A 13275-nucleotide genomic window follows, 5' to 3' on the forward strand; every position below is an offset into this window, starting at 1 on the left:
ATCCATTTTTTGATGCTTAAAAACTTTCTGCTATTAGTTTTTACGTCTTTGGCTATGCTTACATACGGCCAGAAATCTACGCTATTACAAAATATCAATTACAGGGCTAAAGAATTAAAGCACAGCTTGAATAAAGTTGGAGATAGTCTAATACTACAAAGTGAAAGAACGATCTACAGCGTAGAGATTTTTAATCAGCATTATGAAAAACTTGTCCAAGTTGGCAGCAACGAAGTTAAAATTCCATTACACGGAACACCCTTAGGAAGGTTGGTTGTACAGGCTAAGATGATTGACAAGCGCATATTAATTACCTTACAGAGACACGACACCATAAAAGCAAAACCTATTGAAGTAAAACCTATTGAAATAGCTAAGGCGAGACCAAAAGCCATAGATTTACCAATTGTTAAATCCCTTCAAAATATACGCCTAGTAACATTAGATGTACTTCCAGAGTTTTCTGAACAATTAAATCTAGATATTATCACAGTCACCATACCTAAGCCTGAAATTAAACTTACATTAGTTAATGAACAAGAACCAATAATTGAGAAAGAAGAAATTGAAATCATTGATTCTGTTGTGCTTAATGAAGGTAACACCAATCTGCAACCCAAACCAAAAACCAGTTTGTCCGGTATGTTAAACTGGAAAGCCAAAAAACCTAATACCAGCGAAAAAGTTTTCTGGATTGCCCATATTGTAAATAGCGGAACTACATCTAGAAAGAGCATGAAATTGGTCTCTCAAAGTGAGATTGATAGGATAATCGCTAAGCACAAAATTGAAAGCAAAACAAATCAGGGGAAACTAAATAAATTAACGGTTTGGGAAGTATATGACACGGTTAAGTTTATGCAAAAGCAAGCTGAAAACCCAGACTATATCAATTCTGCAGTGTCCAACCTTTTTGACGTATCTCCTTATTACTCCTCAGCAAAATGAATTCTTTAACGGTAAATTTCGCTGTTAAATGCTTGTATTTTAGGTTATAATAATCTCTTTTTTCTGCTTTACATCGTAATTGAAAGCGAATCAACTAAAAAAAATGTAAGACATCTTAAAAATAGTCTACCTCATTAGTATCATTTTAACTTTATAATACAGCTAAGTCATTTTTTTTGATTTAAGTCTGAAGATTACATACCCTCAAATCTAAATTGTGAATATTATGGCTATTAAAATATACACACTGCTTATGTTGGCTTCAACACTTATAGGTTATGGCCAAAATGTAACGTTACTAAAAAACTTTAATCCAAAAGTTAAAGAACTCAAACACAGCCTTAATGAGAGTAGAGATAGCTTAAATCTCATCTGTGAAAGCAAAATTGTTAAAGTTGATATTTATAATGAAGATTATGAAGAAACTTTCGAGATAGAGGATTTTCATTCTCTAATACCGTTAGAAGATTTGCCTGAAGGTAAATTTGTGGTAGATGTACAATTAGTGGATAAAATTGTAGAAATGCATATCATAAAGCACCAAAATTTAGAGAAAGATACTGATAATGCTCACAATAAAGATGATATTATTGAAGGTAACGGAATGATGCTAGATGAAGAATTTAACGTTATAAAAAACTCGCCGAAAATTAGTGTTGAATTCCTTTTAACAGGATCAAAGAGAAAAAAACCTGTCAACAAAAAGCAAAAATTTTATTGGATAGTTCTTGAGGTTTGTAATGGAAGTAATTCTTATAAAAGCATGAAATTAGTCAGTGAGAATGTCGCCGAAAAAATGATTTCAAAAAACAAGCTAGATGCAAAAACTGATTTCGGAAAACGAAATAAATTGACGGTATGGGAAGTCTATAATTCTTCTGAGTTTATGAAAAATCAAGTTGCAGACCCAAACTATATCAACTCTACATCATCAGACTTTTTTAATGTAGCACCTTACTATACTTCCACTAAAAATCTAATTGCGCTGCAATAGTAGAAATCCTAGACTCTTTAACAGCAAATCACAAAGTTTTGTCAAATAAAGCGCAAATTTTTAGCTTTTGGTTAACTTAGTTGCACTAAGTATAACCAAATTATGAAAGCTAAAACAGTGTTAAAGCTATTTTCAATTTTCGCTTTAGTTGCATTTACATTTTCGTCTTGCCATGACCAGAAAAAAGTAGATTTTGATTCAGAAAAAGAGGAAATTTTAAAAATGCACAATGCCCAACGCGATTATCATTTTAATAAAGATTCCATTGCATTTGCCAATCAACTTTCCAAAAATTTCATTTCAGTAAATAGAGGCGAGATAAGCTCCCCAAAAAAAGACAAAACCATTTCTAGATATCATGGTTATTTTTCAAGTGTAGAGTTTTTAAAATGGGACGATGTGTCTGATCCTATTATTAAATTTTCAGATGATGGTTCAATGGCCTATACTATTGTAGATAAAATAGTTGCCGTTTCCCATAAAGATGAAAACGGAAATCCCACGGAAGGTCAAACACATTTTGCTTGGACCGCTATTTACAAAAAGTACGGAGACCAATGGAAAATTGATTGTGTTACATCTACAAACAAACCTATTGAAGAATGAAAGCGTTAAAACACATACCCATTCTCGTTTTCTGCCTTTTGCTTTTGCAATGTGGTCCTGACCCAACTATTTCCGAAACATCTGATTCTGAAAATGCAACTTTAAGTCAATTTCAACAATTAGATGGTCGCCACCAACTACACATTACAGATAACGATGAACCTGGAGAAAAACTTTTGGTTTGTGCCACTTTTGTGAACAAAGCCAATAAGGATTATTTACCAAATCAAAAAGTGAGATTTTATCATACCAATAATGAAGGAGACTATGAACCTGTAGATAATGGAGATGAATCTTCCGCAAGACTCAGTGGTGATGCATATACAAACATGGAAGGTAGAATTTATATAGAAACTATCTTACCAGGAGATTATGGAAGTTCGGAAAACAATCGTCATATCCACACGTCTGTTTTTGGAGCCAAACCAGAAGCCTATGACATTAACTTCAATCAATATACTGGTACTATGGGCAGAAATTTCATTAATGGAAGCGACCAACACTTTTTAGCAGATCTAAAACGTGCTAAGGACAGTACATTGGTTTGCTTTATTACAATAGAGGTAAAAAATCCCAATACAGACAGTGCCTCGGATTAGTAGCATAAAAAATATCATCTGTGTACTTTTCATTTTTAGTGCTTTTTGTGGTTGTTCTTTAGCTGGCAAATCCAAATCAACAAGAACAATTCAAAAGAATCCTAGTAGAATTCTATTTGTTGGTAATAGCCTTACTTATACTAATAATCTTCCTAAGCTCGTAGAAACGTCAGCTAAGGAAAAAGGCATAACCATTGAAACCAAAATGATAGCTTTTCCAAACTATGCCTTGATGGATCATTGGAACGATGGAAAAGTTCAAAAAGAAATAGAAACAAAACAATATGACTTTGTTATTGTACAACAAGGGCCTTCTTCCCAAGATTTCGGTAAAGATATTTTGATTAATTATGGCAAAAAGTACAATGACTTGTCCAAAGAAAATGGTGCACAATTGTGCTATTTTATGGTTTGGCCTTCACTGACCTATTACAAAACTTTTGATGGTGTTATTAAAAACCACAGGGAAGCATCACGATTAAATAATGCCATTTTGCTTCCTGTTGGTGAAGTTTGGAAAGCTTATTTTGACACAACAGAGAATTTCGATTATTACTCTAATGACGGTTTTCATCCCTCATTAAAAGGAAGTCAAAAAGCTGCTGAAGTTATTGTAAACTATTTGTTCAACAAATAATATAATATCTTTATAACTCTAATGGAATTGAAATAGAACGGGATTTTGACTATTAAAACATCAGCCAAATGAAACAAAAAGGATTTATAGACATTAACCAGTCGTTAGATAAAGTTACTGAGCTTTTCGCAGACCCAAATAACCTTAAGGAATATCAAGATGGGTTTATAAAAAAGGTACATGTAAGTGGTGATGAAGGGCAAACGGGAGCCATTGCCAAGATGTACTACAAACATGGCAAACATGACATGGAGTTAACTGAAACCATAACCAAAAACGAATTACCGCACACATTTGAAGCCCATTACCATCATAAACATATGGACAACACCATGAAATGTAATTTTACTGCACTAAGTGATAACCAAACTCGTTACGAATATGAGTATGAGTACACGCGCATTGATTGGGTAATGCCAAAACTTATCGCCATTCTTTTTCCGAGCATGTATAAAAAACCAGCTGAAAAATGGCTGAAACAGTTTAAGGCTTTCGCTGAGAAGAATTAAGTAAAAAACACTAAAGTCCTCACATGAGAGCAACAAAGAAAATATTTAAATGGGTTCTCTACCTTTTACTCATCCCTCTAAGTTACCTATTAATTTCTTTGATTCTGACATTAATAACAATAGACCGAAATGAAATTGCTGCAAGTGCCGATAAGACCATATTTTTGGGCACAAATGGTGTTCATTTGGATATTATTATACCTGTAAAACATATAGATAGTTTAGTCTTATCTGGAATTAGACATTCTCAAAACGAAAACTATTTATCATTTGGTTGGGGAGATGAGAATTTCTACATCAACACACCTACTTGGGGAGATTTAACCCTTAGTAATGCCACTAGAGCGATGTTTTTAAAAAGCACAACACTAGTTCACGTAACACGATATAAAAAACAACGAACAGACTGGGTAGAAATAAAAGTGAATGACGCAGAGCTACAAAAACTCAATTCATATTTACTTAAAACTTTTAAAACCAAAACAGACGGCACAAAGATTATGCTAAAAGATAAAGGCTATTCACCAATCGATGATTTTTACAAGGCCAATGGCAACTATTCTTGTTTTAATACTTGCAACAGCTGGGTAAATACAGGATTTAAGGAAAGTGGACTAAAATCTTGCCTATGGACGCCTTTTGACTTTGGATTATTAAACAAGTACAAATAAGAACTATAACCCAAATGGCTATGGTTTACCAATCAAACAACAATGAACAGACTACACTTCTCAATAGATATTAAAGCAGAAAAAAACAAAATATGGAATGCACTCTGGGATGACAGTTTATATCGCGATTGGGTTAGTGTCTTTTTCGAGGGTTCTTATGCCGTAACCGATAATTGGAAAGAAGGCAGTACAGTACTATTTCTCGCACCAGATAAAAGTGGCATCTATAGTATTGTTGAAAAACACGTTCCTAATGAAGTTATACAATTTAAGCATATCGGAACTGTAGTAAACGGCAAGGAACAACCCATAGATGACGAAACAAAGATATGGTCTGGAGCTTCTGAAATTTACAGACTTGCAGAAGGAAAGGACAGTAACACACTTATGGTTGAAGTAGATGTCATGGATGAGCATTTGGGTTTTATGAAGAGTACATTTCCTAAAGCGTTAGAAAAGATTAAAAATAATTGCAGCTAAGATTATACATAATTCAACCTAGCAAATTCGTACTAATATTTGTAACTTATCCCACTAAAAAAACCATCCTTTATGATATCAAGATTTTTTAAGATTTCTAGCGCCTTTTTAATTCTGCTTTGTGTTTTAGCTTGTTCTAACCCTAAACAAGAAACGGCAACATTGCTTATTTATGGAGGCACGATTTACACTGTAGATTCCATTTCAGTAACTGTAGAAGCTGTAGCTACCAAGGATAATAAAATACTATTTGCAGGCAGTCTAGAAGAAGCTGAAACCTATAAAAATGAGCAAACAAAACTTATAGACTTAAAGGGTAAAACCATGACACCTGGTCTTATTGAAGGCCATGGACATTTTATGGGCTTGGGTTATAACGAACTCAATTTAGATCTTATGAATACGACCAGCTACCAAGCTATTGTTGATGCTGTGGCCGAGCGTGTAAAAACAGCTCAGCCAGGTGAGTGGATTGTAGGTCGTGGTTGGCACCAAAGCAAATGGGATAGCATGCCTGCTGAAACGGTTCATGGGTTTCAAACACATCACTTATTGAGTGAGGTTTCACCAGAAAATCCGGTTTACTTAAAGCATGCAAGTGGACATGCAGGTTTTGCAAACGCTAAGGCTATGGAAATAGCAGGTTTGCAAAATTTAGCTTTAGATGGCGTAAAAAAATACGAAGTAGAAGGTGGCGAAGTACTTGTAGATGCCTCTGGCAGACCAACAGGTGTTTTTAATGAACGAGCACAAACATTAATCACACAGCACATTCCAGAAAAGACTCCCGAATCAGATGCCAAAGCTTTTCAATTAGCTGTTGAAGCTTGTCATAAAAATGGCATTACCAGTTTTCATGATGCTGGCATTGGAAGAGAAACCATAGCGCTTTACGAAAAAATGAAATCCGAAGGTAAAATGCATACACGTATTTATGCGATGCTTACAGGGTGGGAAAAAGACTTACTTAACGATTGGTATAAAAAAGGCATTATGGTAGATGACGATCACCTCTTCACCATCAGGTCAGTGAAGTTAAACTGTGATGGTGCTTTGGGCTCGCGTGGTGCATGGCTTTTAGAACCGTACTCAGACCGACCAGATCATTTTGGGCATGAAACTTTGCCTATGGAATTTGTAAAGGAAACTTCCTTAAATGGACTTAAACATGGTTTTCAGGTATGTGCACATGCCATTGGCGATCGTGCCAATAGAGAAATTCTAGATCGATACGAAATGGCCTTTAAGGAGCTACCAGATATGGCTAACGATCATAGGTTCAGAATAGAGCATGCACAGCATTTACATCCAGAAGATATTCCACGTTTTGCAGAACTCAATGTTATTCCTGCTATGCAAGCTGTACATATGTCTTCCGATAGACCTTGGGCGATTGATCGTCTAGGCGAAAAGCGCATAAAGGAAGGTGCTTATATGTGGCAAGATTTGTTACAAAGTGGAGTGCCAATAGTAAACGGAACAGATGTGCCTGTGGAACCAATAAATCCGATTGCAAGTTTTTATGCTAGTGTCAGTAGAAAAACCTTAAAAGGCACTCCTGAAGGTGGTTATGAACCTGAGCAAAAAATGACAAGAGCACAAGCCTTAAAATCTTACACTTTAGATGCAGCTTATGGTGCTTTTGAAGATCATATAAAAGGTTCAATCAGTGCTGGTAAACTTGCCGATTTCACCATTTACGATCAAGATATAATGACAGTTGCAGAAGAAAAAATTCTAGACACCAAAGTAGTGATGACTATTTTTGATGGAAAGGTAGTGTATGACAACAAAAAATAAAAAAAACACTAGTTTCCTTCTCATATGAAGGCCTAACTAATGTTTAATAGTGACTACTATCGCTACAAAAATAGAATGCTTTTTACACTAATGTATTACCAAAACTTTACTAATATGTTATGAGTTTTTAAGCATTAGGTATGAACGTCTAATAACCAAACATAGTCTTTATAAAACAGCAAAAAGAGAATTTCATTCAACATAGTTTTTGGTTTTATGACGATAGCTTAGGTCTTTTATCTTAAAAAAACGTTATATAACTAAGTAGTATTTAAAAAACCGCATTCGTTTATATTTTTAGTCTCAGATATTCGAAAGTTCGTAAAGCATTTTGGAATATTGTTTGTTTCCCAAAACAAAAACCTACTTATGATGAAAACTATTTGCAGAATAGCATGCCTGTTTTTGACTACCCTTATCTTTGGTCAAGAGTCTAGCCTTATACAGAATATTAATTTTAGAGCTAAGGATCTAAAACATTCTTTAAACGCATCTGGTGACAGCTTACTACTCGAAAGCGAATTCGATATTTCCAAGGTTAATATCTATAACAATACATTTGAAAAAACCTTTATTGTTGAAAAGCAAAAAGCCAAAATCCCTTTAGCTAAAATTCCTAATGGACGATTTGTCACCGAAGTTAAGGTACAGGACAAACTTATTATTATCACTTTATTAAGGCACAAAGCATTAAACACAGTAGAAGACCCAATAGTGGATACTGATTCAGAAAAAACCACTACAATCAATGAAATTACGCTTACTAACGAAGCCGAAGGCAAAACACTACCTATTACTGACACAAAGGAACAGCCTGTGAGAAACGTAAGGTTTTATTGGATAGTGAAGCTCATAAACAAGGGTCATAGCTCAAGTAAAAAAATGCGAATTGGAGATAGGGAGGTTGTCGATAGGATGATCGCCCAGCATAAAATTGATTTAAAATCCAAAGCCGGAAAACATAACGAGTTAACCATTTGGGAAGTCTATGACACGACAGAATTTATGCGTTTTAAAAGACAAAATCCAGATTATGCCAATTCACAGGAAGCCAATTGCTTCAATACTGTGCCCTTTTATAAATCTTAAGGTTAGAGGTAATGAGCTATTATTTTTTCAATTCTAATTTCTCAGCAAAATAATCGCAGAAGTCTTTCATCGTCGCTGTCATTTTCTCATCTTGGGTAGCACGTAAAAACGTATCACTCATAGTGACTAAAGTTTGATGAAAAAACAGTTTCATTTCATCTACAGGCATATCTTTTGTCCACAGATCAATCTTTAATGTTTCTTGTGCTTTACTATCCCAAACGGATAACATAATAGCTTTAGCCTCTTCATTATTAACTCCTCCATCTTGTGCAGACCATTTTAATTTTTCTGGCACACGATTTTCGTCGAGTTCTACGTTTAGTTCTATTTTAGATTTTATGGTTTTAGCCATTATTTTTTTGGTTTAAATTTCGATTTTATAAAAATTTCTTCAGGTTCTTTTTGCAATACAAGCATTATATCTTCTCCAGTATTTTCGGCATAAGCTCTAACAATTTGCCAACCTATGTATTGTCCCAACCTCCCAGGAGATTCGTTGTCTAATTCTAAATAAAATTTTGAAAAAGGTGCATCCGCAATAAAACGACTAGGAAGCTTACTATCTGTACTGTAAAGCATTTCGTTTTCTATAAAATGACTCCAAATAGGACTTTCATTGGCTTCTGCCCATTTTAACTGTTGCTCTGTATAACCAATTTTTTCTGCATCAGATACAAAAGGAATCATAACATCTTTGAAGTATAACAATTTCCCGAAATAAATCATTTCATCCAAAAGGGTTTTTCTATCAGTTTGAAATGTATATTTTTTTGCATAGCCTTCCGCCACTTCTGGTACAATTTGGTCGCTTTGCATATTTGCAGCTAAATACCTTGGTATGTTTTGGTAAAACTCATGATTCTCGCCCAAAAAATTATCTAAAGCGATAAGCACTAACGAATCTGTTACGATGGTTTTATTTCTATAATCCACATCGTTTGTTAAGGTAACCACTCTTGGTGTGCTAAACGTTTTATCGTAATACTTTAAATGTTTAAACAAGCTTCTTAAGTCTTCCTTTTCATCCGTAAAATCTGGATATGCCTTATTCACTTCATTCAATAGCATACCTTGTAATGTATCGTTGATTCTTTTTATCCAAACAGAATCCGGTACATGTTTAGAAAACAAAAATGGATATGCTTGTTTTAGTTTTGGCAAATCATTTGCCGTTGCATTTTCATAAGCCTTATCAAAACGCTCTACAACAAAATCTACTTCAATTTTTTCAATCTCGCTCTCAAGCTTAGAATCTTCTCCGCAAGACAGCAAAATGAGCCCAAACATTAAGAGTATGTAAATTCTCGATGACATTTTACAAAACATTTTTAATCCTAACACGTTTCCGTTATTTTTGTTGTGCAAAGGTACGTTTCTTTGCTTTAAATTATAAACATTATGCAAACAGAAAAGGTTGTAAATCACATTGTAGATTGGTTAAAAGATTATGCTACCAAAGCTAGGGTCAATGGCTTTGTTATTGGTATTTCTGGTGGGATTGATTCTGCCGTTACCTCAACCCTTTGCGCCAAAACTGGTTTAGACCTTTTGTGTATAGAAATGCCTATTCACCAAGCGGCAAGTCACGTTACAAGAGCGCAAGAACATATTGCACAGCTAAAAAAACGCTTTCCTAATGTTAGTGATTCTCGTGTGGATTTAACACCTGTTTTTGAAGAATTTAAAACCGAAGTCAGTTTAGATGGTAAACAAGAAACTGTTGATATGGCATTGGCCAATACTAGAGCACGATTGCGAATGACAACACTTTACTACCATGCAGGTCTCTTAGGACTCTTAGTTGCTGGCACAGGAAACAAGGTTGAGGATTTTGGTGTTGGTTTTTTTACAAAATACGGTGATGGTGGTGTGGATTTAAGTCCGATTGCAGATTTACTGAAATCTGAAGTTTATAAAATTGGTAACTATTTAGAAGTGCCAGAATCCATCATGAACGCAGCTCCTAGCGATGGTCTGTTTGGTGATGCTCGAAGTGATGAAGACCAAATCGGAGCATCTTATCCGGAGTTAGAATGGGCCATGAAGATGAAAGACGAAGGTAAAACAGCTGATGACTTTACAGGCAGACAGCGTGAAGCTTTTGAGATTTTTACGAGCTATAATACTCGTAATCAGCACAAAATGATTCCAATTCCAGTTTGCGAAATTCCTAAAGATTTAAGGTAAATATTGCCGTTTATCGATTAAATTGCTTAAATCGTTTAATTTTTAGTTATTTTTGCGCAGCAAATCCCCTTGAATACTCTTGACTTAGTTTTTCTATTTTAATTAACCCTAACCAACCCAAAAACAATTGTCATGATACATATTTTGATTGTTGACAACCATCCTATTGTAAGAACAGGATTAGAATTGTTCTTAAATAGTAAACCAGATTTAAAGGTAGTAGGCAAGTTAAGTAGTGGCATTGAGATTTTTGAATTTGTAAGACGTCATAAAGTTGATGTTATTATTTCAGAAATTGATTTACCAGAACTTAACGGTATTACTGCACTTAGAGCCATTAAAAAAGAAAATAAATCCGTTAATGTGTTGATGTTCAGCCATCAACCTGAAGAGATTTATGCCATTAGCACGCTAAAAGCTGGAGCTTCTGGCTACTTAAGTAAAACTGCCGATGTTGATGCCATTGAAGCTGCTGTAAGAAAAATTCATGGAGGTGAAGTTTCTCTCAGCGAAAAAATGGACAAACATTTACGCTACGAAGACACTCGAAAAAGTAGAAGCCGTATGTTTAAAAAGCTTTCTACCAGAGAGGTCGAGGTGTTGAAATTATTATCAATTGGTAGAAAAAACAAAGAAATAGCTGAGGAATTGGACATTAACGAAAAAACGGTGAGTACTTACAAAGCTAGACTTTTTAAGAAACTCAATGTAAATAATATCGTTGATTTAATTCACCAAGCTAAACATCATAACCTTACTTAATAGAATAACCTCCTATTACTTTACCAAGTTTGCGGGATAGAAGCATTTTAAGACCAAGATAATCTTTTACATCTTCTATAATTGTACGCGAATCTACACCTTCTCTTAAGGTATCATTTTTGTATTCGGCTACTTTTTGGTCTATTAAATAGCAACGCAAGCTTAAGATGGTTTGGCTCACCAGTTGGGAAATTGAATGTTCCTTTTCTTTAGGGATGATATGATTGCGCTGCCAATCATGTAGATTATACTTTTCATCTTCCATTAGAATACCTGTAACCTCACTTGCGGTTGCTTGGTCCAATTGATTAATGAAATCTTTGGTTGAAAAGTTTTCGTCTTGATTCAGTTTATCTATTATGGAATAATATAATTCCCTAAACTTTTCGTTAGAAAACATCATTTCATCCTCCTGAAGGTCGAGATAAATTTTTTCAAACACACGTGCTTCATGTACTGTTGGCTCTAAAAGTAATTCGCCCGAAGTCTCATCTTCTTTTAAAATCAAATCTTCAAACTGTTCCGTTCTATCACCATAAAGCATTAAGATTTCTATAATCTTTCGTTCTAATTCATATTGTACATCTATCTTTTGCTTTTGTTGCGGTTCGCTTTTTACAACCTCAAAAGCTTTTTGTTGTTGCTTATGTTTTTTATTCGCCTCCTGATATTCCTTTTTAGAAATTTGTGCCAAAGTGCTGAACAACACATTTTCGCTAATGTCCATTATTGAGGCACATTCCTGTATGTAGATTTCACGCTTAATGGCATCTGGAATCTTAGCAATGCTATTGACGATCTCACGAATCGTTTCGGCCTTTTTTATAGGATCATTCTTAGCCTCTTTAACCAAAAGTGATGCCTTAAATTGTATAAAATCCTTGGCATTTTCATCAAGATAGGCTGTAAGTTCTTCTAAAGTATTAGACTTGGCAAAGCTATCTGGATCTTCACCATCTGGGAAGGTACAGACCTTAACATTCATTCCTTGCTCTAGGATTAAATCTATCCCACGAATTGAAGCTCTAATACCTGCAGCGTCACCATCAAATAGTACGGTAATGTTATTGGTAAGCCTGTTGATGAGTCTAATTTGATCAGATGTCAATGCCGTACCAGACGACGACACCACATTTTTTACTCCAGTTTGGTAAAACTGAATAACGTCTGTATAACCCTCTACCAAAAAGCAATTGTCTTCTTTGGCAATGGTTTGTTTAGCAAAATATAGACCGTATAAAACTTTGCTTTTATGGTAAATTTCGCTTTCTGGTGAGTTAAGATATTTGGCTGCTTTTTTATCGTTGGTTAAAATTCTACCACCAAAACCAAGAATGCGACCACTCATACTATGGATAGGAAACATCACTCTGCCTTTAAACCTGTCGAAGCGTTTTTGGTCTTTTACAATGGTAAGACCTGTTTGCTCTAAGAATTCTAGCTTATAACCTTTCCCCAAAGCATCATCTGTAAATGCTTGCCACTCATCTAGCGCATAACCCAATTGAAACTTTTTAATGGTCTCTTCGGTGAATCCTCGTTCTTTAAAATAGCTTAGACCAATGGCTTTACCTTGATCTGTTTTATGAAGTATTTTCTGAAAGTACTCATTAGCATACTCACTAACCAAATACAAACTTTCCTTGGTATTTTGTTGTGCTTTTTCTTCGTCTGTACGTTCAGTTTCCTCTATTTCAATATTGTATTTTTTAGCTAAATACTTTATTGCTTCAGGATAGGTAAAATGCTCGTGCTCCATTAAAAACGTAACAGCATTTCCACCTTTACCACTCGAAAAATCTTTCCAGATTTGTTTTACCGGAGATACCATAAAACTTGGTGAGCGCTCTTCACTAAAAGGGCTTAGTCCTTTAAAATTACTACCCGCTTTTTTTAGTTGTACAAAATCACCAATAACCTCCTCTACTCGAGCAGTTTCAAAGACTTGTGCTATGGTGTTTTGTGAGATCAATTATTAGAATTTTAGCAA

General features: G+C 34.8%; 15 protein-coding genes. 12 read left to right on the forward strand and 3 right to left on the reverse strand.

Going from position 1 to position 13275, the window contains the following annotated elements:
• Positions 1-12 precede the first annotated feature (12 nt).
• From SIB89_RS06705 to SIB89_RS06750, 10 genes are all read left to right on the forward strand, one after another.
• Entirely contained in the window at positions 13-948 is a 936-nt protein-coding gene (locus SIB89_RS06705; protein ID WP_412561626.1) for a hypothetical protein, read from the forward strand.
• A gap of 226 nt (positions 949-1174) precedes the next feature.
• Complete coding sequence (locus tag SIB89_RS06710) at positions 1175-1942, forward strand: hypothetical protein (protein ID WP_412561627.1); 768 nt, start codon at positions 1175-1177, stop codon at positions 1940-1942.
• A 102-nt stretch (positions 1943-2044) separates the two neighbouring features.
• The gene (locus SIB89_RS06715) at positions 2045-2548 is read left to right on the forward strand and encodes a nuclear transport factor 2 family protein (protein ID WP_412561628.1); all 504 of its coding nucleotides are present in this window, start codon (positions 2045-2047) and stop codon (positions 2546-2548) included.
• Positions 2545-3147 (forward strand): hypothetical protein, encoded by a 603-nt coding sequence (locus tag SIB89_RS06720; RefSeq protein WP_412561629.1) that lies wholly within the window; start codon positions 2545-2547, stop codon positions 3145-3147. The genes SIB89_RS06715 and SIB89_RS06720 overlap by 4 nt, the downstream gene beginning before the upstream one ends.
• Positions 3134-3784 (forward strand): SGNH/GDSL hydrolase family protein, encoded by a 651-nt coding sequence (locus tag SIB89_RS06725; RefSeq protein WP_412561630.1) that lies wholly within the window; start codon positions 3134-3136, stop codon positions 3782-3784. Before SIB89_RS06720 ends, SIB89_RS06725 begins: the two co-directional genes overlap by 14 nt.
• A 68-nt stretch (positions 3785-3852) precedes the next feature.
• Positions 3853-4293: an SRPBCC family protein gene (locus SIB89_RS06730; RefSeq protein ID WP_412561631.1), complete on the forward strand. Its 441-nt coding sequence runs from the start codon at positions 3853-3855 to the stop codon at positions 4291-4293.
• Between the two features lie 23 nt (positions 4294-4316).
• Positions 4317-4964, forward strand: a complete 648-nt coding sequence (locus tag SIB89_RS06735) for a DUF2459 domain-containing protein (RefSeq protein ID WP_412561632.1) — start codon at positions 4317-4319, stop codon at positions 4962-4964.
• A 42-nt stretch (positions 4965-5006) separates the two neighbouring features.
• On the forward strand, positions 5007-5444 hold the full coding sequence (locus SIB89_RS06740; protein WP_412561633.1) for a hypothetical protein: 438 nt from the start codon (positions 5007-5009) through the stop codon (positions 5442-5444).
• A gap of 72 nt (positions 5445-5516) precedes the next feature.
• The gene (locus tag SIB89_RS06745; protein ID WP_412561634.1) at positions 5517-7244 is read left to right on the forward strand and encodes an amidohydrolase; all 1728 of its coding nucleotides are present in this window, start codon (positions 5517-5519) and stop codon (positions 7242-7244) included.
• A 369-nt stretch (positions 7245-7613) separates the two neighbouring features.
• Positions 7614-8333 (forward strand): hypothetical protein, encoded by a 720-nt coding sequence (locus SIB89_RS06750; protein WP_412561635.1) that lies wholly within the window; start codon positions 7614-7616, stop codon positions 8331-8333.
• Between the two features lie 19 nt (positions 8334-8352).
• Here the strand turns inward: SIB89_RS06750 and gldC are convergent, their stop codons facing one another.
• Together gldC and gldB are read right to left on the reverse strand one after the other, a co-directional pair.
• A complete protein-coding gene (gene gldC, locus SIB89_RS06755; RefSeq protein ID WP_273288943.1) occupies positions 8353-8688 on the reverse strand; it encodes a gliding motility protein GldC in 336 nt (111 codons plus the stop codon).
• The gene (gldB, locus tag SIB89_RS06760; protein WP_412561636.1) at positions 8688-9650 is read right to left on the reverse strand and encodes a gliding motility lipoprotein GldB; all 963 of its coding nucleotides are present in this window, start codon (positions 9648-9650) and stop codon (positions 8688-8690) included. Before gldB ends, gldC begins: the two co-directional genes overlap by 1 nt.
• 84 nt (positions 9651-9734) lie before the next feature.
• Here gldB and nadE point away from each other — a divergent pair, with 84 nt between their 5' ends.
• Together nadE and SIB89_RS06770 are read left to right on the forward strand one after the other, a co-directional pair.
• On the forward strand, positions 9735-10523 hold the full coding sequence (nadE, locus tag SIB89_RS06765) for an NAD(+) synthase (RefSeq protein WP_412561637.1): 789 nt from the start codon (positions 9735-9737) through the stop codon (positions 10521-10523).
• A gap of 132 nt (positions 10524-10655) precedes the next feature.
• Positions 10656-11285: a response regulator transcription factor gene (locus SIB89_RS06770; RefSeq protein ID WP_273288946.1), complete on the forward strand. Its 630-nt coding sequence runs from the start codon at positions 10656-10658 to the stop codon at positions 11283-11285.
• Here SIB89_RS06770 and dnaG read toward each other — a convergent pair.
• A complete protein-coding gene (gene dnaG / locus SIB89_RS06775; protein ID WP_412561638.1) occupies positions 11278-13257 on the reverse strand; it encodes a DNA primase in 1980 nt (659 codons plus the stop codon). The genes SIB89_RS06770 and dnaG overlap by 8 nt on opposite strands.
• Between the last annotated feature and the right edge of the window lie 18 nt (positions 13258-13275).

Origin of the sequence: Winogradskyella sp. MIT101101 (assembly GCF_047126865.1) — a bacterium.
GTDB classification, from domain to species: domain Bacteria; phylum Bacteroidota; class Bacteroidia; order Flavobacteriales; family Flavobacteriaceae; genus Winogradskyella; species Winogradskyella ouciana.